The 24,258-nt window shown below is 63.1% G+C and carries 22 protein-coding genes; 15 read left to right on the top strand and 7 right to left on the bottom strand.

Annotated elements, in window-relative coordinates; genetic code table 11:
- The first annotated feature begins 10 nt into the window (after window positions 1-10).
- The 4 genes from ABIE52_RS18830 to ABIE52_RS18815 all read left to right on the top strand — a co-directional run bounded on the left by ABIE52_RS18830 (window position 11) and on the right by ABIE52_RS18815 (window position 4,593).
- The gene (locus ABIE52_RS18830; RefSeq protein WP_192711829.1) at window positions 11-1,405 is read left to right on the top strand and encodes a TerD family protein; all 1,395 of its coding nucleotides are present in this window, start codon (window positions 11-13) and stop codon (window positions 1,403-1,405) included.
- Window positions 1,406-1,562: 157 nt separating this feature from the next.
- Window positions 1,563-2,456: an SGNH/GDSL hydrolase family protein gene (locus ABIE52_RS18825; RefSeq protein WP_192711830.1), complete on the top strand. Its 894-nt coding sequence runs from the start codon at window positions 1,563-1,565 to the stop codon at window positions 2,454-2,456.
- Window positions 2,457-2,496: 40 nt separating this feature from the next.
- Window positions 2,497-4,053: a TerD family protein gene (locus tag ABIE52_RS18820; RefSeq protein ID WP_192711831.1), complete on the top strand. Its 1,557-nt coding sequence runs from the start codon at window positions 2,497-2,499 to the stop codon at window positions 4,051-4,053.
- An 84-nt stretch (window positions 4,054-4,137) separates the two neighbouring features.
- Window positions 4,138-4,593: a tellurite resistance TerB family protein gene (locus tag ABIE52_RS18815; protein WP_003941110.1), complete on the top strand. Its 456-nt coding sequence runs from the start codon at window positions 4,138-4,140 to the stop codon at window positions 4,591-4,593.
- Window positions 4,594-4,649: 56 nt separating this feature from the next.
- On the opposite strand, the gene ABIE52_RS18810 is transcribed toward ABIE52_RS18815, so the two are convergent.
- Complete coding sequence (locus ABIE52_RS18810) at window positions 4,650-5,171, bottom strand: 2-oxo-4-hydroxy-4-carboxy-5-ureidoimidazoline decarboxylase (RefSeq protein ID WP_007727034.1); 522 nt, start codon at window positions 5,169-5,171, stop codon at window positions 4,650-4,652.
- Window positions 5,172-5,667: 496 nt separating this feature from the next.
- On the opposite strand from ABIE52_RS18810, the gene ABIE52_RS18805 reads away from it, so the two are divergent.
- Window positions 5,668-6,132, top strand: coding sequence for a hypothetical protein (locus ABIE52_RS18805; protein WP_136472130.1), 465 nt, complete (start codon window positions 5,668-5,670; stop codon window positions 6,130-6,132).
- A gap of 947 nt (window positions 6,133-7,079) precedes the next feature.
- Here the strand turns inward: ABIE52_RS18805 and ABIE52_RS18800 are convergent.
- The 5 genes from ABIE52_RS18800 to ABIE52_RS18780 all read right to left on the bottom strand — a co-directional run bounded on the left by ABIE52_RS18800 (window position 7,080) and on the right by ABIE52_RS18780 (window position 13,272).
- Entirely contained in the window at window positions 7,080-8,873 is a 1,794-nt protein-coding gene (locus ABIE52_RS18800) for an alpha/beta fold hydrolase (RefSeq protein WP_007727030.1), read from the bottom strand.
- The gene (locus ABIE52_RS18795) at window positions 8,870-9,469 is read right to left on the bottom strand and encodes a TetR/AcrR family transcriptional regulator (protein ID WP_039972767.1); all 600 of its coding nucleotides are present in this window, start codon (window positions 9,467-9,469) and stop codon (window positions 8,870-8,872) included. The genes ABIE52_RS18800 and ABIE52_RS18795 overlap by 4 nt, the downstream gene beginning before the upstream one ends.
- Before the next feature lie 142 nt (window positions 9,470-9,611).
- Window positions 9,612-10,034: a hypothetical protein gene (locus tag ABIE52_RS18790; RefSeq protein WP_228232423.1), complete on the bottom strand. Its 423-nt coding sequence runs from the start codon at window positions 10,032-10,034 to the stop codon at window positions 9,612-9,614.
- A 435-nt stretch (window positions 10,035-10,469) separates the two neighbouring features.
- Complete coding sequence (locus ABIE52_RS18785) at window positions 10,470-12,449, bottom strand: amino acid permease (protein ID WP_007727027.1); 1,980 nt, start codon at window positions 12,447-12,449, stop codon at window positions 10,470-10,472.
- A gap of 4 nt (window positions 12,450-12,453) precedes the next feature.
- Entirely contained in the window at window positions 12,454-13,272 is an 819-nt protein-coding gene (locus ABIE52_RS18780) for a polysaccharide deacetylase family protein (protein WP_065456184.1), read from the bottom strand.
- A gap of 122 nt (window positions 13,273-13,394) precedes the next feature.
- On the opposite strand from ABIE52_RS18780, the gene ABIE52_RS18775 reads away from it, so the two are divergent.
- The 3 genes from ABIE52_RS18775 (at window position 13,395) to ABIE52_RS18765 (ending at window position 16,141) form a co-directional block, all read left to right on the top strand.
- Complete coding sequence (locus ABIE52_RS18775; protein ID WP_233405644.1) at window positions 13,395-14,924, top strand: LCP family protein; 1,530 nt, start codon at window positions 13,395-13,397, stop codon at window positions 14,922-14,924.
- A gap of 133 nt (window positions 14,925-15,057) precedes the next feature.
- Window positions 15,058-15,264, top strand: a complete 207-nt coding sequence (locus ABIE52_RS18770) for a hypothetical protein (RefSeq protein ID WP_124568973.1) — start codon at window positions 15,058-15,060, stop codon at window positions 15,262-15,264.
- Between the two features lie 46 nt (window positions 15,265-15,310).
- Window positions 15,311-16,141, top strand: a complete 831-nt coding sequence (locus ABIE52_RS18765; RefSeq protein ID WP_003941098.1) for a crotonase/enoyl-CoA hydratase family protein — start codon at window positions 15,311-15,313, stop codon at window positions 16,139-16,141.
- 125 nt (window positions 16,142-16,266) lie between these two features.
- Here ABIE52_RS18765 and ABIE52_RS18760 read toward each other — a convergent pair whose 3' ends face one another.
- A complete protein-coding gene (locus ABIE52_RS18760; RefSeq protein WP_003941181.1) occupies window positions 16,267-16,758 on the bottom strand; it encodes an inorganic diphosphatase in 492 nt (163 codons plus the stop codon).
- Window positions 16,759-16,861: 103 nt separating this feature from the next.
- Here ABIE52_RS18760 and dacB point away from each other — a divergent pair, with 103 nt between their 5' ends.
- The 7 genes from dacB to ABIE52_RS18725 all read left to right on the top strand — a co-directional run bounded on the left by dacB (window position 16,862) and on the right by ABIE52_RS18725 (window position 24,250).
- On the top strand, window positions 16,862-18,271 hold the full coding sequence (gene dacB, locus ABIE52_RS18755; protein WP_192711832.1) for a D-alanyl-D-alanine carboxypeptidase/D-alanyl-D-alanine endopeptidase: 1,410 nt from the start codon (window positions 16,862-16,864) through the stop codon (window positions 18,269-18,271).
- On the top strand, window positions 18,271-19,344 hold the full coding sequence (locus ABIE52_RS18750; RefSeq protein WP_054187886.1) for an Rv3626c family coenzyme F420 biosynthesis-associated protein: 1,074 nt from the start codon (window positions 18,271-18,273) through the stop codon (window positions 19,342-19,344). Before dacB ends, ABIE52_RS18750 begins: the two co-directional genes overlap by 1 nt.
- Window positions 19,345-20,322: a tRNA lysidine(34) synthetase TilS gene (tilS, locus tag ABIE52_RS18745; RefSeq protein WP_192711833.1), complete on the top strand. Its 978-nt coding sequence runs from the start codon at window positions 19,345-19,347 to the stop codon at window positions 20,320-20,322.
- A 3-nt stretch (window positions 20,323-20,325) separates the two neighbouring features.
- Window positions 20,326-20,880 carry a hypoxanthine phosphoribosyltransferase gene (hpt, locus tag ABIE52_RS18740; RefSeq protein WP_003941159.1) on the top strand — a complete coding sequence of 185 codons (555 nt, stop codon included), beginning with the start codon at window positions 20,326-20,328 and terminating at the stop codon, window positions 20,878-20,880.
- Between the two features lie 99 nt (window positions 20,881-20,979).
- Complete coding sequence (locus ABIE52_RS18735) at window positions 20,980-21,357, top strand: PH domain-containing protein (protein WP_030534814.1); 378 nt, start codon at window positions 20,980-20,982, stop codon at window positions 21,355-21,357.
- A gap of 89 nt (window positions 21,358-21,446) precedes the next feature.
- On the top strand, window positions 21,447-23,897 hold the full coding sequence (locus ABIE52_RS18730) for an AAA family ATPase (protein ID WP_192711834.1): 2,451 nt from the start codon (window positions 21,447-21,449) through the stop codon (window positions 23,895-23,897).
- Complete coding sequence (locus tag ABIE52_RS18725) at window positions 23,894-24,250, top strand: hypothetical protein (protein WP_230359472.1); 357 nt, start codon at window positions 23,894-23,896, stop codon at window positions 24,248-24,250. The genes ABIE52_RS18730 and ABIE52_RS18725 overlap by 4 nt, the downstream gene beginning before the upstream one ends.
- The last annotated feature ends 8 nt before the right edge of the window (window positions 24,251-24,258 follow it).

Raw genomic sequence — 24,258 nt, 5'->3', positions numbered from 1 at the left:
GGGGATTTAGTTGTCTGTATCGCTTGCCAAAGGGCAGAACGGCCCGCTGGACGTCTCGGATGTAGTTGTCTCGGTTCAGCTGGCTGCGGCCGCTGACCTGTCTGCACTCCTCGTGACGAGCAACGGAAAAGTTCGTTCCGACGCCGACTTCGTCTTCTTCAACCAGCCGACCGGACCCGGCGTGCAATTGGTACCCAACCCGGGTGGCATTGCCTCACTCCGAGTCTCACTCGCCGGCGTACCCGCCGATATCGAGCAGGTTCGCGCCGTCATCACGCTCGACGACGCTTCGTCGAACTTCGGGCGCACTGCTGCACCGACCGCTCGGGTCTCCGATGCGGCCGGGAACGTGTTGTACGAGTACGTGATCGACGGCCTCACCGCCGAGTCCATCGTCATCGCGCTCGAGGTGTACCGACGCCAGGGTGCATGGAAGGTGCGCGCCGTCGGCCAGGGTTACGCCGGTGGATTTGCCGCGCTGGTCACCGATCACGGTGTGTCCGTCGACGATGCTCCCGCGCCGCCGCCGCCCACTCCGGTCGCGGCTCCGGCGCCGATCACCCCGCCGTCGTCCGTCGCTCCTACACCGCCGGCATACAACCAGCCGCCGCAGCAGCAGCCTTCGTACAACGCTCCGCCGGTTCCGCCGGCCCCGCCCGCGTACAACCAACCGCCCGCCTACAACCAGGGACCGACGCCGCCGGCCTACCCGCCGGCGCAGCAGCCTGCGTACAACCAGCAGCCGACGTACAACCAGGCACCCCCGGCGCCTCCCGTGCAGAACCAGCCGCCGGCGCAGCAGCCCGAGGTGAGCCTGGTCAAGGGACGCCCCGTCAGCCTGACCAAGGGACAGAAGGTCACACTCCGCAAGGAGGGCGGCGTCGCGCTCACCATGATCCAGATGGGTCTGGGTTGGGATCCGATCAAGAAGAGCGGCCTGTTCGGAAGCCGTACCGCCGACGTCGACCTCGACGCTTCGGCACTCCTGTACGCCGACGGCAACCTCGTCGACGTCTGCTACTACGGTCAGCTGACGTCCAAGGACGGCTCGGTCCGTCACATGGGTGACAACCTCACCGGCGACGGAGACGGCGACGACGAGGTCATGCTCGTCGATCTGCAGCGGGTCCCGGCTCACGTGACCACCGTGATCTTCACCGTGACCTCGTACCGCGGACACACGTTCGAGCAGGTCTCCAACGCGTTCTGCCGTCTCGTTGACAGCACCACCAACTCCGAGCTCGCTCGATACACGCTCCAGGGCGGCATGGCTTTCACCGGAATGGTGATGGCAAAGGTGTACCGCGTGAACGGTGAATGGAAGCTGCAGGCCATCGGTGAAGGTATCCAAGCCAAGCACGCAGGAGAAGCTGCGCCGCAGCTGGGCCGTTTCCTCACTGCTTGAGTCGAGACTGCATAGTCGAGATGAATCCGGTTCGGCGGTAGGTGATTTCGATCGCCGTCCGTCGAACCGGACATCGTTTCCCCTCTGTGCGTTAACCTCATGCGGCATGTCGAGCCGTCAGTCGAGCGGCCGTGCGCGAGAGGACTTGGCACAGTAGATGATCATTCGAGGGAAACTTCTCGGTCGGGCGGCGGCTGTCGCAGGCGTTGTGCTGGCGATCGTGAGCACCGGGATCGCGCAGGCTTCGGTGCCGCAGTCGGAAACGCTGTCAGGTGTATCCGGCACCGGGATCAAGTACGTCGCCCTCGGTGACTCCCGCGCCTCCGGCCCAAGGCTGGAACCGATGTACCCCGACGCCTGTTCGCGTTCGTACGAGAACTTCGCGGGCAAGATCTCTCGGGCACTCGAGGTCGCGGAGTTCGCCGACGTCTCTTGCAGCGCGGCACGCGCCGAGAACATCATCGACACTCCACAGCTGATTCCGAACTACTGGCCTGTCCAACTCGATGCCGTTCACCCGGACACCGACCTGATCACCATCTCGATCGGCGGCAACGACTCCAACAGCATCTTCCTCGGCCCCCTGTGCGTCGCTCCGGGGCCAGGAACCGATCGTGGATGCCGGTACGACCCGCTCGCGAATTCCGTCGCCCAGTCCGGAATCGACCGGGCTGCCGGAGAATTGGATCGCATCCTGACCGCGGTCACGCAGCGCGCGCCGAACGCTCGCATCTACCTGATCGGTGAGGGCGGCATGATCTCCTCTCGCGGATGCTGGCCGAACATTCCGTTCTCAGACGCCGACGCATCCTGGTTCATGGACTACTTCGCTCGCTACAACACGAAGTTCGACGAGGTCGCCCACGCCCACGGTGTGCGCACTGTCGACATTGCGGCGGCGAGCATCGCCGGCGGGCACGACGCATGTGCGAGTGCAGATCAGCGTTGGTTCGAAGGCCTGTTCTCGGAGTCGACGGCGCAGCGCTTGCACTTCACGGACGCCGGGATGACCGCGGTCGCCGATCTAGTGGTGGCGGACCTGCAAGGCTGACCGAGAGAGCCCGGTCATGGCATAGTTCGCTGCTGTGGGTATGACTTTTGTTCCCGGACAGAACGCGCCGCTGCAGGCGCCCGTGGTGACGTTTCGAGCCGAGAGCCAGACGCCGTTCGACGTGTCGGCGCTGGTAGCGGACGCGAACCTGCGGGCATTGACGTCCGCGGACTTCGTTTTCTACAACCAACCATCCACCGCTGGAGTGCAACTCGACCAGAGCGGCATCCGGGTGGAACTCGATCGACTTCACCCCGATGCCGCGGCCGTGTTGTGCATCGTCAGCGTGGATCCGGCGGCGACGGCCGCGGGCGCCTTTCGCACAGCCGGGCTCTCCGCCACCCTGAGCGATCAATCCGGTTCGGTCCTGGCCGAATTCGCGATCCCCACCGCAGGTACCGAGACAGCGGTCATCTGCTGGGAGCTGTACCGAAAGTCCAGTGCCTGGAAGATTCGGGCCGTAGGGCAGTGCTATGCGGGTGGTCTGGCGGAACTGATCTCGGTGCACGGCGTCGAGGTGGACGACGAGCCGGCACAACCAGCCCCGACAGCCGCGCCCGCGTGGGACTCCGCGGTGGAGCCGTTGGAGGTGGGCCGCGGCCTCGAGCGCGCGTGGATGATCTTCGAGGATGCCTCACGATCTGCCGCTTCCTTCGTCTCCAGCAGCGAGTACGCGCTTGCCCGTTTGGACGAAGATCTGACCGCTGCCGTCGCAGATCCGTCGTTGCGGAACTCGGCAGCGGGAGTGGCGGCGCGCGATGCCGCACAGAAGCGTCACGACGACCTCGTCTCACTCGCGCGGGACAATCACGCCCGCGACAGCGCTCAGCTTGCGCACGAACTCGGCGTGATCGACGGCGTGCTCCCACGGTCGATGGCGTCGTGGAAGTCGGTATCCTGGGCGGGTACAACCGATCCGGCCCAGATCACAGCCGTCAGCGACGGAATGCGTCTGGGTGAGCTGTCGGCTCCGGACCGCGGCACGCTCACCGTTCCCTACTGCGTCCCGCTCCCACTGCGTCGGCCCATCTGGGTGGACAGTACGTCGAGCAAAGCAGCGCTCGGTCTGATCAGTGCCGTCACCGTGCGCGTCATGGCAGCAGGCCCGATGCCGCTACTCGACGTCGTCGACCTGACCGGCTCGCTCACGCCACTGACCGACCGACTGGCACCGATGCTCGCGGGGCCGGTCATCACCACTCACACCGAGATCTCAGCGCGTCTGCGGGCACTCGCCGAAGCCGTCGACATGGGCGAACTCGCGCGAATGAGTGGCGTCGCCGACGGGCCGAGTTCCCTGCGCCTGTTGATCCTCAGCGATTTCCCGCACGGATACTCCGCCGAAGACGCACAGACCATCATGTTCCTCGCCGAACGCGGGCCGGCAATCGGTTTGTCCATACTGATTGTCGGAGAGGACGAGTCGAACTTCGCGGAAGAATCCGTCGCCGCACTGTCCGAGGGGTGCCAACATCTTTTGGCAGCAGGGCAGACGGAGGTTCATGATCCGTGGACCCGCACGCAATGGCACTTCACCCCGGACGTGCTCGACCCGATCTCCGAGTCGCGAATTCTGGCAGTGTTCGACCGCACCTAGCGGCCGATGGCGGATTGCCGAGCGCACAGGCAGAGTGGTGGTACGACCACGCGCGGTGTGTGGCGGCAATACTCGAGGAGACTCATGGCATTCTGGGATCAGTTGAAGGCTAAGGCTCAGGAGATGAACGGCCAGCTCAAGACAAAGACCAGCCAGTTCCAGAACAAGGAATTCAAGAACGCGAGCATGGCAATGTGCGCGTTGATCGCCGCCGCAGACGGTTCGATCGATCCGTCGGAGCGTCAGAAGACCGCCGCGCTGATCATGAGCAACGAGTCGCTCGCGGTCTTCCCGCCGGACGAGCTTCGTGAGCAGTTCGACTGGTACTGCAGCAAGCTGTCCTCGGACTACGAGTTCGGCAAGGTCGAGGCAACCGCGACCATCGCCAAGCTCAAGTCGAAGCAGGATCAGGCCCGCGCGGTCATCCAGATCGGCATCATCATCGGCGGCGCGGACGGCAACTTCGACGAGCACGAGCGCGGCGTCGTACGCGACATGTGTTTTGCAGTCGGAATCTCTCCGGCCGAGTTCGATCTCTGATCGATTCAGAGCATGAAAGCGGGTGCGGCGCGAAAGCGCTGCACCCGCTCTTCTTTTCAGTACTCGGGATAACCGTCCTCGGGTCCCAGCATGCGCTCGATCCTCGTCCGCGTGATCTTGGCGAGCTCGTCGACGCAGACCTTGCGCTCGACGGACCGTTCGTTGGACATGCGCTGGCCGATGTTCTCGAGCAGGTCGTCGGCGTCGTGGCCGTGCGAACACCACAGATACCGGAAGCCGAAGTTCCGCTCGTACTCCTCGCCGGCGCGATAGATGGTTGCCATGACGGCGTCGTCCGGAACCCAGATCGAGCATTGCTCGAGGTGGGACGGCACGCTGTTCTTGCGCACGCCTACGGGTGGATGGCATTGCAGGGCGCGTTCGACGTCCTCGTCCGAGAGGTTGAGAATCGCGTCCTCGGCGCGCGAGAGGATCTCCGCGTGATCGGCGAACGGACGTCCGTCGCTGACCCACCCGGCCCACGTCAGCGAGCAGCAGCACTCGAACAATGCGTGAACCGCCTTCTGCCGCGGTAGTTCGTTGAAGCGCTCCAACCCGATCGATTGATGTAGCAGCATGTGACCTCCCGGCCCGTTGTGCTTTCAGGCGCGCTCGACATGCCGCGCGGTAACCAGATGCGCGACCATATCGATAATTCACTGCTTCACCTGGGAAAGGAAGGTTTGCTCCCCGAGTTTTCAGGTTCTTAACGCGGCGTAACGAGCTGACCGACACGGTCTCCACCCGACAAGGTTCGCTGACGAAGCCGACTCAACCGGGCGCCGATGACCACAGGAGATGGCGAGCAATCTGTCCCGAAAAGAGGCCAATAACGTTGCGTCTGATGCAACTTCACGGAGATCGGTTGGCGATCCCGCCGTCTCCGAAAGGCGACCAGCGGCTTGACAGGGTCGGCTCTCGTTTGAGGCTCTCGGCGTCGGCCCCTGCAATGGGCAGGGAGTGTGTCTCGTTCGCTGGCAGTCGTGGAGGCTCCGCGCGAGTTCGCGGTTGGCTCGATTTTGTATCGGGCCGTAGATGTCATATCAAGAATCTATGAGGTCGAGGGTGGATACGGTGGGCGAGCGGAGGGGGATGTGGATCGTCGCCGCATTGTCGATACTTGCTCTGGCAGCACTCATCTGCGCGGTGGTGACGTTCAGCATTGCTGTGCAGTCGATCTCCGGTGGTATGGGTCCTGCTGTCGAAGCGAGGGTGCTGGACGTGGAGGACGGTGCCACGCTGGGCCGTTGTGTGCATCCGCGCACCTATACGGTGGGATGGGCGCAGGACGAGGTGGACCACATCGAATCGTTCGTCGAGTGCTCCAGCGCGCACGAATACGCTGTGGGGCAGACGGTCAGGTTGTGGCGGGGTTCGAGTGGTCACTTGGTCGGATCGAGTCCGACGCTGATCGTGGCTTTGAGCAGTTCGCTGTCATTGGCGACGGGAGCGTTGGCGGTTTTCTCCGGGCGGAAGGCAGTTCGGGCGTGGCCGGCTCGACGGAAGGGGCGTAGTGATGTGGGGACGTTGAACATGTGAGTCCGTATGGCGGCGGCGATGGCAGGGAAACCGGAATTTCACGTAACCGTCCTCGCGGCTACGCCATTCGAACGCAAGTAGCTCGGCGATTCTTTTTGTGGGGCGACGCAAGCGCTCGCGGCCTCGGAAGTAGCTCGTAGACGTCACGATCTTCCACAGTTTATCTGCGCCGTTGGTGTGTGAACGGCGAACTCTCCATGAGGTGCCGTGACTCACTCAGAGGTTTTCGTCCTGGACGACGGGTATTGATTGTTCGATGTAGTCGGCGTCGGGCGTCGCGTCGACGGCTGCGGGTACGCGGTCGTTTTCCATGGCGGTGGTCCTTACTGTGCGGTGTGTCCTTCTGGCTGTGCGGATTTCAGTGTTGTTTGCGCGTTGTCGCGGCGTAGTGCTGCGGTGCTGTCCTCGAGTTCGAGGACCCGCCTGATGCCGACGAGGTTGATGCCGCCGGCGATGGGGTGTTGCTCACCAGGCTCGCGGCGGGCACCCTCGAAGCTGCAGCGCCGGCCCCGCCGATCATGTTGCCTCGCTACTCGTATCGGGTTCCGGTGATGCGGCCTCGAGCCACTCAACGCTCCCCTCCGTTGCAATTGAAGTGAAGGAACACTGCGCGATTCGAATACTGCACGGCCCGTCGACCTCCCCGGTTGTCACTGATCCGGAGCAACAACGCATTCGAGGAGGCTTCAGATGATCGCTGGGGTGGGATTCGGTGGCTTCCATTGCCGTGGGAATGGCGGATAGCGCTCTCCTAGGTGACTCCATGCGAGCTCAAGCGGAACGCAGTTTTACTGACGCCCTGGTGAACACTTCGGCAGCCATGAAGCTCTTACGTCGACTGCTCAAAGGACTGGAGTTGTGCTGAGTGTGATGGTCACCGACAGACTGGCCAGCTACAGATTGGATGCCCGTATCTCTGTCAGCTGCTGAAACCGCAGGCGTCTATGTCACGCGAGCGATCCCTCGAGCAGATCGACGAGAGCATCGGTATGGGTTAGTTGCGGATGGTGCCCGGCACCCGGCAGCGAGATCAGCTTGATGTTCGGAAGTGACTCGAGCTGCGCAACCGCGGCCGGGTCGATTGGGTCTTTGCTTCCTGTGATGATGCGGACCGGGCCACTGAATCGCCTAAGCGCTTCTTGGAGTTCAGCACGCCACCGCTTCGATCCCGCACGGGCGAGATGCTCGGCCACGCTCTTGGAACTGCTTCGCTCGAGGTCACTGAGACTGGAAACGAGAGAATCCGCGCTCGCTTCTGATCCGGTCAGTTTGCGTGAGAGCCGTGCCGGGTCTGCGTGTCGCAAGTAGGCGCGTACGAGCGGCTTCAGTCTGGCCGAGGAACCCATCGGGGCCTGGAGGAAGAACGGTGCGATCAACGTGAGGGACTTCACCTGCGCCGGGAACCGGTCAGCCGCAACTACTGCAGCAGCCGCACCGATGGAGTGGCCGACGAGGTCAGCAGGTTCACCAGCTACTACCGCCGGCAGCCACTCATCCCAGTCCTGAACGCCGGCCCCGCTACTGAGGCCGAGGCCGGGCAAGTCGACGACCCGCCCCTCGATGCCGGCAGCTACCTCTGCCCACGTGTCCGCGTTCACGGGCATGCCGGGAAGAATCACCCGACTCGATCCTCGTACGCCGAGCTCAAATGTCCTCAGGCCGCCGACGTCGACGAATCGACGGTCGGCGGACATGACGGCACCAAACCGATGCGCTGCCAGGTAGTCGGCCCACCGTTCGAGGGACACCAGCACGTCGGGCATCAGGATCCCGTGTCTGTCGGCGAACTCGACGGCGGACTCTGTCGGATAGCGGTCGGCGGACATGAAGGTGAGAGTCTCGGGATCGGCCTTGGTGATCTGCTGCGGGAGCCGCTTGATGACGCCGATCGGAATCCTGACCCGCGGGACCTTCGCACCGAGATGCCGACCGACGTGTGTGAGCAGGTCCGCTAGCGGTGGGGTGTCGTCGTGGAGAACCCAGTAGGCCATGCCCTCAGCAGCGGGATCGACCGCAGCTGCCGTCATGAAGGCCGCCAGATAGTCGACCGTGACGATCGGGAGAAACGTCGATTCGTTTCCAGGCAACGCTGCTGCGGTGCCGTTCCAAATCTGCTCGACTGTGCTGGCCAGCCCGATGTGCTGGTCGGATTCCCCGGTGGCGCTGTCGCCGATCACGCTGGACGGATTGACAATGGTCCAGGGAACTCCGTGCTTGAGGGCTCGGGCCTGGAAGATTGCGTCGGATTCCACTTTTGACGCTTCGTAGGCGCCAAGGTCCTTGTAAACCGCGGTGCGGTGATCGTCGGGCCATGGAACCGTTGTGGGGTCTTGTCCGCCGACGCGGTAGCCCGACACATGGATCACGCGCTGCAGGTTGGGGAGGTCCTTGGCGAAGTCGATCAGCTTCTCGACGATGCCGACGTTCGCGCTGCGTGCCTCCTGGGCGGTCATTCCGAATCGGTAGGACCCGGCGCAGTTGTGGATCTCTGTGATGAAAGGGAACGCCGATGGGCCACCCGCGACGATTTCAGGAGCGTCGAAGTCGACGATCGTCGTGCTGATGCTCCGCGTCAGGCCATGCTCTCTGACCCATCGCTCGACACGGGCCCCGGACTCGGCGGTCCGAACTGCCGCCGTGACGTTCGTACCAGCCTCGGCGAGGGTCAGGACGAGGTGCCGACCGACCAGACCTGAGGCCCCGAAGACCAGGGCGTGACGGGAGACGTCGCGTGGAGTCATCGCGTTCCGCCAACGGTCTGGCAGCGCTGGTTGATGAGCTCCGCAACGATGTCAGCGGCCGAAATCAGGGGTTGCGTGTTTTGCGTAGCGCGAGAGACGATGACCGCCCCCTCGATCGTCGACACAACAACGGTCGCCAGGGATCGGGCCTCGTCGGGGACAACGCCGCTGGCCTCGAGAAACGCGGTTGTCAGGGCGATCCACGACTCAAAGGCAGCGGCGCACGCCTGCCGCAGACGCTCGTTCTCCGCGCCCATCTCCAGGGTGACGACAGAGACCGGGCAACCCCGCCGGAAGTTGCTCTCGCTGACGATGGTCGTCAGGGCCTCGATCGCGGCGCGTGCTGCCTCGGCCGCATCGACCCGGGAAATCGCGGCCTCTGCAATCAGCGTCCCGAATGCCTTCGTGGCGAGCTCAATCGCTGCGACGCCCAGGCCTTCCTTCCCGTCGGGGAAGTGGAAGTAGATCGACCCTTTCGGCGCTGCGGCGTGTTCGATCACGGCGTTCAGGCCCGTGCCGCTGTAGCCGCTGGTCTGGATGAGCTCGAGCATGGATTCTGCGAGCCGTGCCCTTGTCAGGTCTCCTTTGGATGCCATGAGCCAACAATAGACCGGTCTACATATTATTTTCAACCGAGAGAATGCGTCTACCAACCAGTCTCGTCGTGATCGACATGCGTGTGACCGCCGACGCCATCATCGGAGTGCCGGCGACCTAGGATCCGGCCAAGGCTTCGGGTCAGGTCCGCTTGCGGGTCGCGATCTCGTCGGAGAGCTGCTGAACGTGGGCGGCGTCCGCGTCCCGGGCAAGGGCGACGTAGTGGTCCATGACGGCCGGCCGGTAGCGCACGGGCAACGTCTGTCCTGGGGCGAGTCGTGTCAGCTCGGTGATCGTGAGGTCTTCGTCTGCGATACCGCGGAACAAGATGCCGTCGGAGGTCTCCACGTCGAACATCAGGACCACGCGTGGATTGCTGTTGACCTCCCGCCAGTCGACGAGAACGCCGAGCGCAAGCACCCCCGTCCGCAGTTCCGCATTGCGCTTGCGTGCATCACTGCTCATGAGCGGGTTCGGGGCGACGCCCGGAAAGTCGGGTCCGACGCCGAGTGATTCCCGACTCAGGTCAGGCCTGAGCTTCGACATCACATCGTCGAGCGTCATCTTTGAATCGTTGCGCTTCTTTTTCCAACCGAACATCCTGACCCCTCCATCACAGCGGCGCCGGAATCTCGGCCTGGAGCTTCGCTCTGATCGCGATTGTATGTCGCGGTCATTCTCGATCTCCGTCGCATCGTCCCGTCCACCTGCGGGTCGAAAGGCCTTTCAATCTGCACTCGCGCGTGCGGACAGACTTTTCGCTCACCAGTTGCACGCCAGTCCCTCTTGCCGGTGCAATTTCCGTCGTCAGAAGGCGAAATCCATGAAGGGGACCGAGATTGGCCCCCCAGACACGAATGGAAGGTCGCCATGACGAACGACGCCCCTCACCATCGCGCCCGCATTGGTCGCCCGCCACCTCGGCCACCACAGCCCTGGATGCAGCGATGTTCGACAGCAATCGCGAGCGGGCTTGTGAGCGGTTAGTGGGAGTGGGCGTCAACCGACGTGGACGTGTGGCCGGCGGGACTGGTCGGGTTCGGCGCGGCGGAGGACCTCACGGGTCACGGGAGCGGTTTCGCCCTCACCGATGAACAGGAAGCGGAGCAGGTACATGATCGGGTTTCCCTCCGTCCACTCGAAGTAGACGTCGGGAATCACGCCGGTGATGTCTCTCGTCCGCAGGAGAACCGCCGCAATGGTGTTGGGGACGGCAGGGCTGTCGACCCAGAGAATCCGGTGCTCACCGCGCTGTCGGCCGTGGACGAGGAGGTCGGTGCTGAATTCGGAGGAGTCTGTGACGTTGACTTCGATGAAGATGATCGACTCCGCCTCCGGGATGTTGCTTTCGGCGCGCTGCTGCGATTCCTTCTGCCGATACTCGTCCTCGTCGAGACGGTCGACGTCGTGCGCCACCATCGCGAGGTAACCCTTCTCGGCTGCCTCGGCGATGAATTGCAGCGCGGTCTCGTCGAATTCGACGGAGGTTGCCCGTAGTTCGAAGGCTCGCGAGATCCGGGAAAGGAAGGACACCACCATGATCGCGGCGATGAAGAACGACGCCACTTTCACACCGTCTGGACGTTCGAAGATGTTCGCGATCGTCGTGTAGACGAACAAAACTGCGACAAAACTGAACCCCACGAACAGTTTTCGCTGACCGTGCTTACGAGCGGACAGTGCAACGGCGACGGTCGCCGACGAGATGAGCACGAGGACACCGGTTGCGTACGCGGAACTCTGAGCGTCGACACCGGCGTCGAAGTAGATCGTGACAGTGATGGCGATGACGCTGAACACGAGGACCAGCGGACGCACGGCGCGGGCCCATGACGGCGCCATGCCGTAGCGGGGGAGATACCTCGGAACAAGATTGAGCAACCCTGCCATTGCCGATGCACCGGCAAACCAGAGGATCAGAATCGTGCTGAGATCGTAGACGGTTCCGAAGATCTCACCCAGATAGTCGTGGGCGAGAAAGGCAAGCGCGCGACCGTTGGCAGCGCCTCCGGGTTGGAACTCGTTTTCTGGGATCAGGATGGTGGTGACCAGGCTCGACGTCAGCAGGAATCCGCTCATGATCAGCGCCGCAGTGGTGAGCAGGCGCCGTGCGCCTTTGATGCGGCCACGCGGATTCTGTTCCGTGTCGTGCGGATCGCCCTTGATCTGCGGCATGACCGCGACGCCGGTTTCGAAGCCGGACAGACCGAGAGCCAACTTCGGGAAGACGATCAGCGCGATCAGGATCATCATCGCCGGGTTTCCGTGCTCGGTGGTCATGGCGCGCGTCCAGTCGGTGACCAACGACGGCGCGGTCGCGATGTGCCACAGACCTACGGAGATGACCACCACGTTCAAGGCGAGATAGACGGCGACCAATCCGACCGCGATACCGATCGCTTCGGTGAATCCGCGGAGGAAGACCGCAGCGAGGAGCGCGAGCAGAACCAGGGTGACGGCGACGGTGTGTCCGGAGAGAAAGGTTGGAGCAAAAGGGTTCTCGACGAGGTGCGCCGTGGCATCGGCAGCCGAGAGCGTCATAGTGATGAGGAAATCGGTGGCCGCGAAGCCGAGAAGCACGAGAACGAAGATCTTGCCGCGCCACTTGGGCAGCAGCTTCTCGAGCATGGCGATCGAACCCTCGCCGTGCGGACTCTCGCGAGCCACTCGCCGGTAGACCGGTAGAGCGCCGAAGAGTGTCAGCAGGATCAATACGACTGTCGCGATGGGAGCCAACGTGCCGGCCGCCAGTGCCGCGATACCGGGTTGGTAACCGAGAGTGGAGAAGTAATCGACACCCGTCAGGCACATCACCTTCCACCACGGGTGGCGCTTCTCCTTTTTCGGCGCCATCCGGTGGGGCCCCAGATGTCCGGCGGGTTCCTCGGTGATGTCCGCGAGCAGCCAGGCCTCGGTGCGTTGTTTCACGGACGGAGCCGTGTTTTCGGCCGGGACCTCGTTGTCGGCTGCGGTCACCACGGCGTCACGGCTTCAGATAAACATCGTTGAGCGTGACAGTCCGCAGGTTTCGGCTCCGGATGATGTCCACCAGATGCGGATACACGTGGGTCACGGGCAGATAGTTGAGGTGCCCGATCACGATGGCCCCCGGATTGAAGTACTGGTTCGCCATTTGGAGGATGTACTCCTCGGTGATCAACGAAGAATCCGACAGTGATCCGTACCAGAGGGTGGGCACGGTGTAGCCGACGCTCGCGGCCACGGAATCGACTGTCGCGTTGTGCCTTCCATACGGCGGCCGAAAGTACGGCGCCGCGTCCACGCCGTAGGTGTTGCGCAGGAACGTGCCGTTCTTCGTCAGCTCGTCGGCGATCTGCTGCTTCGACACGGACGTCAGATCCGGGTGCGAGTAGGTGTGATTGCCGAGCTGAATTTGTCCGCTCTCGACCAGCGGTCTGAGAAGTCCGGCGTTTTCGGTCCACGAGTTGTATTGCCCGTTGACGAAGTACGTCAAACGGATGCCGGTGTCTTTTGCGAACTGTGTGTAGAGGCGCACGACTTCGGAGCTGGCTCCGTCGTCAACCGTCAGGGCAAACAGATCCCCACCGCCGGGTAACGCGGTCAACGATCCGCCGGCGGGCAGCGGCACCCGGGCAGACGGCGGTGGAGGCGGCAACAAGGCAGGCGGGAGATCCGGGACAGGGACGGGGTCGGTTGGTTCGTCGGCTGCGGCGATTGCCGTCCCGACCGAACGTGACGAACAAGCGGTTCCCATGGTCACCGCGGCGGTTCCGGTCAGAGTTGCTGCTGCGAGGGCACTGAGGAAGCGTCGGCGGTCCACAGGGCGGAGCCTAGAGCAGATTTGCCCTATTCGGACTTCATTCTCAGCGTTTTTTCAGCCAATGACCAGCCGTGTCCGGTATCGACAGGTTCTACTCAGGAACGCTGGATAGCGTGTCGGCCGTGGAACCGCGACCTCGACACTCGGCAACCAGACACAGGCGTAGGCGTCAACCGCAGCGGTCGACGCTCTCGGTAGGGCGCAAGCTGGCGGCGGCGTCCCTGTCGACGACGATTCTGGTGGGCGTCGGAATCGGCTGGTACGTGCAGTCGGATTTGACGTCGGGGCTGTACCGGTCGGATGCGCTCTCCGCCCTCGGTGACGACGCCGGCAGTTCGCTCGACGGGGATACCAACATTTTGTTGATCGGGCTCGACAGTCGCAAAGCGATGGACGGCAGCGACCTGCCGGCTGAGTTCGTCACCGACAAGCTGCATGCGGGGGACAGTGATGTGGGTGGGTACAACACGAACACGCTTATCCTGCTCCATGTTCCGGGCGATGGTGGCAAGGCCAGTGCGGTGGCAATTCCACGCGACGATTACGTCGCGGTACCCGGCTACGGAATGGCCAAGATCAAGGAAGCGTACGGAATGGCGAAGGCTGATGCGGACGCCAAACTGATAGCGGACGGGGTGACGGATCCTGCTGCACGAGAACAACAAGCGCGTGAAGTCGGAAGACGGTCGACACTGACCACCGTGCAGAATCTGCTCAAGGTTCCGATCGATCACTTTGCCGAAGTGAACCTGATGGGCTTCTACGACGTCGTCTCGGCTATCGGCCCCGTTCAGGTGTGCCTCAACAATCCGGTGCAGGATGACTTCTCGGGCGCCAACTTCCCGGCCGGAGTTCAGACTCTCGATGCGTCACAGGCACTTTCGTTTGTCCGTCAACGCCACGGCCTGGACAACGGGGACTTGGATCGCACCCACCGGCAGCAGGCTTTCATCAGCGCGGTGATCGCCAACTTGAAGGGCTCCGGCGTCATCGGAAACATTCCGAAGATGACGGCACTGGCCGACGTGGTGAAGAAGGACGTGGTGATCGATTCTGCCATGGATCCCGTCCGATTCGCTTCTCAGGCAAGCGCTCTCGCAGGTGGGAACATCGACTTCTACACCCTGCCCATCGAGGGATACGAGACCGTCGACGGCCAGGACGTCAACATGGTCGATCCGGCGCGTCTGCGTAGTGAAGTGTCGCGGATCTTCGCGGGAGGTGACTCGGCATCTGCACCTGCGATGGACACTGCTGTCTCGACCGGGAACGAAGTTGTGGACATCCGCAACGGAACCGCGACGGACGGGTTGGGTGCCGCGTTGGCAGCGGCGACGAAAGCGTCGGGAGTCGAAGTCGGAGAGGTGAGCACCGCAGCTGCGACGGCAAAGTCGGTGGTCAGCTATGGAGTCGGCGCCAAAGCCGTCGCAGAGGCGCTGGCCGAGCAGTTGGGCGTGGCCGCAGTGCCTAACGAGCAGGCAGCGGCCGAATCAGTGTCTGTACTGATCGGTGAGGACAATGCGCAGACCGTGTTCTCGGCCGCTCCGGCGCAGTCGGACTCGTCGGTATCCGCCGGCACCGTTCCCGATACGGGAGCGCAGGGATCACCCATCCGGGCCGACGCGAATGGCGGCATTCCCTGTGTGGACTGACTCTCAGGTAATTCGCACCAAACTCACGCTGACTTCTTCGATCTGCGGGTCTACATTGGAGAAGTCGAACTCAGTCGGGTACTTCACCTTTGGGGTACCTGACTGAGATTGCGTAGTTGAAAGGATCACCGACATGGCTACAACAGCAGCGGTACAGAATCCGACACGCTCACGTGCCAGGACCATGTCCTTGTCCGAGTACGTGGCCGAGCATCCGGCGCAGCGCGTTTTCCCACCGACCAGTGAGCGGGCGGCCAGGATGGCGATGCTCATCATGTTCGCCCTGATGGCCGTCACCCTCGTCGTACTGGTACTTGACGAGGCAGGAATCTTCGGATGAAGGCAGCGGTCTTCGGCTGAGCCCGACCTTTAGTTACTCTTGAGTAATGACTGAACAGAAGAGCTGGAATGCGTTCACCGTCGAGCGCGAAGACAACATCGCCCAGGTGACGCTGATCGGGCCGAGCAAGGGCAACGCGATGGGGCCGGATTTCTGGAGTGAACTCCCCGAAATCTTCGCCGACCTCGACGCCGACCCCGAGGTGCGTGCAATCGTCATCGCCGGTTCCGGCAAGCACTTCTCGTTCGGACTGGACCTGCCGGCGATGAGCGGTGAATTCGGTGCCGTCCTCGCGGACAAGGCTCAGGCAGGCCCGCGCACCAAGTTCCACGACATGATCAAGCGCATGCAGTCGGGCATCAATGCCGTGGCAGATTGCCGCAAGCCCGTCGTCGCAGCTGTGCAGGGCTGGTGCATCGGCGGCGGCGTCGACCTGATCACGGCGGCGGACATCCGCTACGCAAGTGCCGATGCCAAGTTCAGCATCCGCGAGGTCAAGGTCGCGATCGTCGCAGACATGGGCAGCCTCGCGCGTCTGCCCGCGATCATCGGCGACGGACACCTACGTGAGTTGGCTCTGACCGGCAAGGACATCGACGCAGCGCGCGCCGAGAAGATCGGCCTCGTCAACGACGTTTTCGACGATGCCGACGCGGTACTGGCAGCGGCGCGCGCGACCGCCAAGGAGATTGCGCTCAACCCGCCGCTCGTCGTCCACGGGATCAAGGACGTGCTCGATCACACCCGCAGCGCGAGCGTGAACGACAGCCTTCGCTACGTCGCAGCCTGGAACGCGGCGTTCCTGCCTTCGCAGGATCTGACCGAGGCCATCACCGCCGTCTTCCAGAAGCGCCCGCCAGTCTTCCAGGGTGAGTAGGAACTGCAAGGGTGAGTAGGAACTGCAAGGGTGAGTAGGAACTGCAAGGGCGAGTAAAAACAGCACAAAAATCCCCGCACATCTTCCGATGTGCGGGGATTTTCGTTAGGCCTGAGAACTCGAGCTCAGTGACCGCCGTTGGCAGCGAGACGCTTGATCGAAGCCTCGATCTCGGCCTCTGCCTCGGCGCGGCCGACCCAGTTGGCTGCCTCGACGTGCTTGTTCGGCTCGAGGTCCTTGTAGTGGACGAAAAAGTGCTTGATCGCATCGAGCTCGAACTGTGAGATGTCACCCAGATCCTGGATGTGATCCCAGCGGGGGTCACCGGCCGGAACGCAGAGGACCTTGTCGTCTCCGCCGGCCTCGTCGACCATCTTGAACATCGCGACTGCGCGAGCCTCGACGATGACGCCGGGGAAGACCGACTCGGGGAGCAGGACCATGGCGTCGAGCGGATCGCCGTCCTCACCCAGGGTGTTTTCGATGAAGCCGTAGTCGGCCGGGTAGCCGAAAGCTGTGTAGAGGTAGCGATCGAGTTTGACGCGACCGGTTACGTGGTCGACCTCGTACTTGTTGCGCTGACCCTTGGGGATCTCGATGGTGACGTCGAACTCCACGCCGATTCCTCGCTGTCGTGTCGGTAATGATTCGTCGGAAGGATATCGGGTCAAGGATAAGGTTGCCTGACCACCCAGTAGGCAGAGCACAGACGGAGGGGCGTTGGCGGGCCAAGGAAAGAAGAAGATCGGCTCGTTGGAAGAGAGTCGACGGCGTAACTTCCGCATCCTTCTGGCGGTCGGTGCAGTGGTTGTACTGGCCGTCGCCGGAGTTGTCGTCGTGAAACTCGGTACGTCGAACGACACCGCGGGCAGCACGACCGTGACTACGTCGCCTCAGCCTGCGCTCGTGACGCCGTCACCCCAGGTGGTGCCCGTCCCGACGGACGCACCGATCCCGAGCGCGTCGGGAATCGCAGCGGCGATCGGCCCGGCCGTGGCCAACCCGGATCTGGGGAAGTTCACCGGAGTAGTCGCTGATGCGCTCACCGGAAACATTCTCTGGAGCACGGACCCGTCGACGCCGATGACGCCTGCGTCCACGACGAAGGTGCTGACCGCATCGGCGGCACTGCTGAAGTTGCCGCTCGACCACCGGCTGTCCACGACGGTGGTTCCCGGAGCGAGCCCCGGGCAGGTCGTTCTGGTCGGCGGTGGTGACCCGACGCTGACGGCCACGCCGAAGGGGCAGAGCGGGTATTACGCCAATGCTGCTCACATCGCGGATCTCGTCGACCAGATCAAGGCTGCCGGTACGCCGGTGACCAGCGTCGTGGTGGACTCGAGCTTGTTCAAGGGCGACAACATGGCCACCGGCTGGTTCCCCGCGGACATCGCGGCCGGCTACATCACCCCGATCGAATCGGTGATGATCGAAGGTGGTCGGTACGACGGCACTCAAGACGAGTCGCCGCGTTCGGAAACTCCCGCGTTGGACGCGGGCAAGGTGCTCGCTCAGGCGCTCGGTGTCGATCCCGCCAACGTGAGTCTCGGCGCGGCGCCTGCCGGTGCCAAGCCGATCGCCACCGTGCAGTCGGCGCCGCTGAGCGACCGGCTGCTGCAGATGATGGAACATTCCGACAACGTGCTCGCCGAGACCATCGGGCGTGAGGTCGCGATTGCCTCCGGAATAGAAGCCTCGTTCACCGGAGCAGTCGACGCGACCGGCAAGACCCTGCAGGCGGCCGGGTTCGACTACACCGGAGTTTCGCTGCACGATTCCAGCGGACTGTCCGTCGACGATCTCATTCCCGCTCAGGTACTCGATCGCGTCATGACGGCTGCGGCCGGTGACGGTGATCCGAAACTGCGCCCCCTGCTGGACTACCTTCCGGTGGCCGGCGGAACAGGAAGTTTGTCCGACCGCTACGCGTCCGGAAACCGAACTGGTGCGGGTTGGGTGCGAGCCAAGACGGGAACTCTCTCAACGGCCAGCGCGTTGTCAGGGTTCGTGGTCGATCAGAACGGGCGAGTGCTCACCTTCGCACTGATGTCCAATGACCGGCCGCCAGAAGTGAGCCGTCCTGCCCTGGACGCGATTGCCGGAGCATTGAGGAATTGCGGGTGCCAATAGTGGCCGAAAAGACTCCACAAGATGATGACGCCTCGGCTCCGCTCGGTGGTGCCGTCGACTGGAGTCTTGCCGCCAAAGCCGGGATAAAACTGGCGCGCGGCGGCCCCGCGATGTCTCGCTACACGGCCGAGACGGCAACCGCAGAACTCGCCGAAGCGTCCGAGCGCGCAGAACTGCCGGTTCGTGAAGTGACCGGGCTGGCCGACGGTCTACCGGTCCCGGCTGCTGACGTGCTTGACCGGGCCGGGTGGATCACGGCGGCCTCGCGGTCGATGGCACATCTCACCGGCGCCGACCCTGACGGCAGTGGCAATCTCATCGTCGGAAAGCCGGCGGGCCTGCAGGCCGGTGCAATGCTGGCGTACCTGTCTTCGGCGATCCTCGGGCAGTACGACCCGTTCACCGGCGAGCACGGCACCCTGCTTCTGGTCACACCGAACATCGTCTCCGTCGAACGGTCCCTTCGGCTGAACCCGAGTGACTTCCGGTTGTGGGTCTGCCTGCACGAGGTCACGCACCGGGTTCAGTTCTCGTCCTCGCCGTGGCTAGCGGAGTACATGAAGGAATCCGTCGAAACGCTTGGTGCGACGGTGGACGAGTCGATGACCGACGTTGTCGGGCGCCTTGCTGCAGAGCTGCGCTCGCGGAAGGAACCCGACTCCAGTGACGGTGCGACGGCGGGCGGCATCATCGGGCTGCTGCGCGCCTCGCAGGCGGAGCCTCAGCGTGACGCGCTGGATCGGATGCTTGTACTCGGCACCCTCCTCGAAGGGCATGCAGACCACGTGATGGACGCCGTCGGCCCCGCCGTGGTGCCGTCGGTGGCAACGATCCGCGCGGCCTTCGACAAGCGTCGGCAGCGCAAGTCCAACCCCGTGCAGCGGATCATCAAGATGCTTCTCGGCATGGACGCCAAGATGGCGCAGTACGTGCGCGGCAAGGCCTTCGTCGACGCGGTGGTTCTCAAGGTCGGCATGGAGCAGTTCAACACCATCTGGACCGGGCCCGAGACCTTGCCGTTGCTCGACGAGATCGACAATCCCGACGCGTGGGTAAAGCGCGTTCTCGGCTAGATGCTGCTGCCTGAGACGCCTGCCCTCCTGGCGCTGCGACAGGCCGTGCGGGCGTGGACGCTCGCATTCGAGCCGCGGCGCCGTGTGGTCGTCGCCCTGTCCGGGGGCGCCGATTCATTGGCGTTGACCGCAGCAGCGGTGGCGGAAGCCGATTCGGTCGACGCGTTGATCGTGGACCATCGCCTGCAAGTCGGTTCCGATGCCGTCGCACGCTCGGCCGCAGACCAGGCGCTGGCGCTGGGTTGCCGGACCGCGACGGTCCTGACCGTCGACGTAGCCGATGGTGGGAGTCTCGAGGCCGCTGCGCGTGAGGCTCGGTACAACGCCCTGCGCGGCGCCAGAACTGACCTCCCGGTTCTACTCGGACACACGCTCGACGATCAGGCCGAGACCGTGCTTCTCGGACTCTCGCGCGGGTCCGGTGGGCGATCGATTCAAGGTATGGCTGCATTCGACGCTCCCTGGGGACGGCCGCTCCTCGGCCTCCGGCGATCGGTGACCAGGGCGGCCTGCGTCGACCTGGGAATCACGCCGTGGGAGGACCCGCACAACAACAATCCCGAGTTCACTCGCGTGCGTCTGCGGCACGAGGCGTTGCCGCTGCTCGAAGAAATTCTCGGCGGGGGAGTTCCCGAAGCATTGGCCCGAACCGCGACGCAGTTGCGTGAGGACGGTGAGGCGCTCGACGAGTACGCCGAGGCCCTACTCCTACGGGTTGTCGTCGACGGGGAAGTGGAAGTGGACACACTTGCCGAAGCGCCCACCGCAATCCGTCGACGCGCTCTGCGCGCCTGGCTGCTGCAGGGCGGCGCAAAAGCATTGACGGACAAACAGTTACGCGCAGTCGACGCCCTGGTGACCGACTGGCGGGGGCAAGGCGGCGTCGCGATCGGCGGCGGAACACCGGAGGCGAGGTTGGTGGCGGCCCGGCGACGTGGCAGGCTGATCCTCGGATTCGAAGACCGACGAAGGGTTTGACGCGTGTACGAGGGCGACATCGCATCGGTACTGATCTCCGAAGAACAGATCCGTGCACGAACGGCGGAACTGGCTGAGGACATCGCCAAGCGTTACCCGGCAGGCGCCCCCGAAGGGGATCTCCTGCTGATCGGCGTCCTCAAGGGAGCGGTCTTCTTCATGACCGACTTCGCCCGCGCCCTGCCGATCCCGTCGCAGATGGAATTCATGGCCGTGAGCTCCTACGGATCCTCGACCTCGTCTTCGGGTGTCGTCCGCATCCTCAAGGACCTCGACAAGGACATTGCCGGTCGCCACGTGCTGATCGTCGAGGACATCATCGACTCCGGTCTCACGCTGTCGTGGCTGATGCGCAACCTCAAGACACGTAATCCCGCTTCGCTCGAGGTCGTCACCCTGCTCCGCAAGCCGGATGCGGTCAAGATCGACGTCGACGTCCGCGACGTGGGCTTCGACATCCCCAACGAGTTCGTCGTAGGTTACGGCCTCGACTACGCCGAGCGGTACCGCGATCTGCCGTACATCGGCACCCTGGACCCCGAGGTCTACGGCGGCTGAGCCTGCTCGCCGGTAACACCACTGACTCGTCCACCGATAGCGTCGCTGTCGCCTTCGACCGTGGAGGCAGCTTGGACGAGCACGGAGGTATCGGGCCTGATGGGTCTCATGGACGGGTTGATCGGTAACGCTGGAAAGATCGATCCCGCTGCGGCGCACCACGAATACGCGCGTCTGCTCGGACACGGGGAGCAGGTTCATGCGGCGTATCAGTTGGTTCGCGACGCATTTCTGTTCACGAATCGGCGACTCTTGATGGTCGACAAGCAGGGGCTGACGGGTCGCAAGATCGAGTACCACAGTGTGCCGTACCGGTCGATCACCCACTTCGCGGTCGAGACAGCCGGAACCTTCGATCTCGACGCCGAGCTGAAGATATGGATCTCGGGGAACGCGACACCGATCCAGAAACAGTTCACCAAGCAGGTCGACATCTACGAAGTCCAGGCGATCCTGTCGCATTTTGTCGTGTCCTGATGTGCAGCTGAGCTCCCTCGCCAAGACGTACTGTCGGTCCCATATGAAACCGTTGGGTCGGTTGGGATCGACGAGGCGAGGGAGTTTTGGTGACAACTGCCAACAGAGATGCAGAAAGATCGCTCGACGAGGTCGTCTGGGACGCGATCGACGAAGACACGAATCTGCCTGATGCAGCGAAGTATCTCGTTCTTGCAGCACTCGAGGGTGATGATGCGCTCAGCAAGCAGATTGGCGGTACGGAGCAGCTCAGAACCCGACCCGAAACCGCCAGCGGCCCAGCAGAAGAACCAGTTGGAGCATTCCTTACATCTATCTCGGTCGCCGGCTTCCGCGGCATCGGACCGAAAGCCGTTCTCGATCTGCATCCTGCGCCTGGCATCACGATCGTCAGTGGACGCAACGGGTCGGGTAAGTCGAGTTTTGCGGAAGCTCTTGAATTTGCAGTTACCAGCTCGAGCTACCGGTGGAAAAACAAGGCGAAATTATGGGCTGACAGCTGGCGAAACCTGCACAGCCCGGATCCATGCGAGGTGCGCGTTGGGCTGACCGTCGAGGGTTCCGAACCGACCGTCGTCGCCGTCGACTGGCCGATCGGTGCCACGTTGCACGACAACGAAGCGTGGACCCAGACGGGCAAACAGAAGCGCACTGTCGGTACCGATGAACTCGGATGGAAGTCCGCCGTCGAGCTGCATCGGCCGATCTTGTCTTACGACGAGATCGGAGGGCTGGTCGAGGACAGCCCGTCCACGCTGTACGACGCACTTGCAAAGCTATTGGGACTGGACGAGATCGCGGACGCCGAGAAACGGCTCACCGCCGCGCTGAAGTCTGCCAAGACTGCGCGTCAGTGCGCGAATGAGGAGCTGCGTCAACTCAAGGAAATTGTCGCCGAATCAGCAGACGAGCGTGCACAAACCGCCGTCACTCAGTTGAAGAAGCGGACTCACGATCTCGACGAGGTGCTTGCGCTCGCCACAGGCTCTGGTTCGGCTGTTGCGTCCACCCTGTCTGGTCTGCGCAGGTGCGCGAATCTGGCGGTCCCACAGAAGCCGGCGATCGACATGGTTGTCGCCGATCTTCGGGTTGCGGTCGCCGACACCGTCGAGCACGCTGGCGATGCTTTGTCGGTAGTGGAACAGCGCAGCGATATCCTCGATAGAGCCATTCAATTGCACAGTGAGACAGGCACAATCGAGTGCCCGGTATGTGCGGCGGGGGTGCTCGACGACGCCTGGGCTACGCAATCCCGAACGCGCCTCGCGGAACAGAACAGCAAGCTGGGGAAGTATCGGAAGTCTCGACGCGATCTTGACAACGCATGTCGGGCAGCAAAGGAATTGCTGAACGAGCTGGTGCGTCTGGAAACGGTCGAGGGTCCGGAATTGGAGTCGTTGATCCGGTACCGAGACTCAGTGGCCGCTGCCCAAGGTGCGCCGACCGGGGTAACCGAGCTCGCCGAGCACATCGAGAAGACCTTGCCTGCGTTGATCGACGCTGCGAACGCCGTGCGCGAAGAGGCGGCGGTCGCAATCGCCGAGCAGGAAGACACATGGGCTCCGATCGCGGGTCGTTTGATGACGTGGGTCAACCTCGAGCGTGACGCACGATTGAGTGATGACACCGTCAAAGCCCTGGATGCGGCGAAGAGGTGGGTAGCCGCCCATGCGGCAGAACTGCGGAATCAGAGACTCGAGCCGATCGCGGAGCAGGCGCGCGAGATTTGGTCGGAGCTCAGGCAGGAAAGCAACGTCGACATCGGGTCGATCAGCCTGGAAGGCAGCAATACTCGACGCAGGGCGGTGCTGAAAGGGTCGGTGGACGGAGTACCGACCGAAGCATTGGCGGTGATGAGTCAGGGGGAGTTGCACGCTCTGGCGCTTGCACTGTTCATTCCACGTGCGACCACACCGAACAGTCCGTTCCGCTTCATCGTTCTCGATGATCCGATTCAGGCGATGGACCCGGCCAAGATCGACGGGTTCATCCGAGTTTTGTCGAAGCTGTCGGAGACACGGCAGGTCATCGTGTTCTCCCACGACGACCGATTGGCCACTGCGATACGGCAACTTGCGGTGAATGCGCGACTGGTCGAGGTTGCACGTGAGACCGGATCGCAGGTCTGTGTCGCAGAGACACTGAACCAGGCGACCCGCTATGTGGACGACGTCCGCGCGCTGGTGCTCGACGAGAACGTTCCCGACGAGGTCAAGCGCCGAGTGGCACCAGGTTTGTTCCGGTTGGCCTTGGAATCCGCGGCGCAGCAGGTGTATTACGCGAAGCAACACAAGGCGGGCGAGGGTCGGGTCGACACCGAGAACCGGTGGACGTCGGTGAAAAAGACGCGGGCCAAGATCGCGCTCGCGGTGTACGGCGATGCCGAGAAGCCTTTGTCGCAGTGGCAAATTCTGCGAGAAGGGCGCAAAGCGACGCTCAATATTGCCAACGCCGGCTCGCATGTCGGGGCCGACATGTCGATCACGAGGAGCGAAGTGAATGACCTCAGGAAGACGGTCGACGGGATCCTCGCGGAATGACAACACAGATGCCGCCGGCTGTCGTGCTGCGAAATGCGGAGCTACTGCTCGATGGAAGTGTCGGTGCTGCTGGAAGTTCGGCACGGTTGGCTGCTTTTCTGGCCAGACAGGCATTGGAGGAACTGGTAGCCGAACGGTGTATCGCGCTGAATGCCGAAGCGCCGCAAGCAAGCATGCGCTCGCGATTGGTGATTCTCCGTTCCCTCGACACAACGAAACGCGCCGACGCCGCAGCAGTGGCATGGAACAGATTGAGCAATGTCTGTCATCACCATGCGTATGAACTTGCGCCGACCGTCGCCGAGGTGCGGCATTTGTGTGGAGTTGTTGCCGTCCTGTTGGAGAGCGGCTGAGTATGTGT

This window comes from Rhodococcus sp. OAS809, from assembly GCF_040546695.1.
Lineage (GTDB): Bacteria > Actinomycetota > Actinomycetes > Mycobacteriales > Mycobacteriaceae > Rhodococcus_F > Rhodococcus_F qingshengii.
This window is presented reverse-complemented; position numbering and strand designations above follow the sequence as displayed.

Excerpts from the sequence above, each read along its gene's own strand:
- ABIE52_RS18725 (WP_230359472.1), top strand. The coding sequence starts at position 23,894 with ATGACAACACAGATGCCGCCGGCTGTCGTGCTGCGAAATGCGGAGCTA.
- ABIE52_RS18810 (WP_007727034.1), bottom strand. The coding sequence starts at position 5,171 with ATGCTGCTACATCAATCGATCGGGTTGGAGCGCTTCAACGAACTACCG.
- ABIE52_RS18770 (WP_124568973.1), top strand. The coding sequence starts at position 15,058 with ATGGCTACAACAGCAGCGGTACAGAATCCGACACGCTCACGTGCCAGG.
- tilS (WP_192711833.1), top strand. The coding sequence starts at position 19,345 with ATGCTGCTGCCTGAGACGCCTGCCCTCCTGGCGCTGCGACAGGCCGTG.
- ABIE52_RS18815 (WP_003941110.1), top strand. The coding sequence starts at position 4,138 with ATGGCATTCTGGGATCAGTTGAAGGCTAAGGCTCAGGAGATGAACGGC.
- ABIE52_RS18825 (WP_192711830.1), top strand. The coding sequence starts at position 1,563 with ATGATCATTCGAGGGAAACTTCTCGGTCGGGCGGCGGCTGTCGCAGGC.
- ABIE52_RS18790 (WP_228232423.1), bottom strand. The coding sequence starts at position 10,034 with ATGACGCTCGACGATGTGATGTCGAAGCTCAGGCCTGACCTGAGTCGG.
- ABIE52_RS18800 (WP_007727030.1), bottom strand. The coding sequence starts at position 8,873 with ATGACTCCACGCGACGTCTCCCGTCACGCCCTGGTCTTCGGGGCCTCA.
- ABIE52_RS18765 (WP_003941098.1), top strand. The coding sequence starts at position 15,311 with ATGACTGAACAGAAGAGCTGGAATGCGTTCACCGTCGAGCGCGAAGAC.
- ABIE52_RS18820 (WP_192711831.1), top strand. The coding sequence starts at position 2,497 with ATGACTTTTGTTCCCGGACAGAACGCGCCGCTGCAGGCGCCCGTGGTG.
- ABIE52_RS18735 (WP_030534814.1), top strand. The coding sequence starts at position 20,980 with ATGGGTCTCATGGACGGGTTGATCGGTAACGCTGGAAAGATCGATCCC.
- ABIE52_RS18795 (WP_039972767.1), bottom strand. The coding sequence starts at position 9,469 with ATGGCATCCAAAGGAGACCTGACAAGGGCACGGCTCGCAGAATCCATG.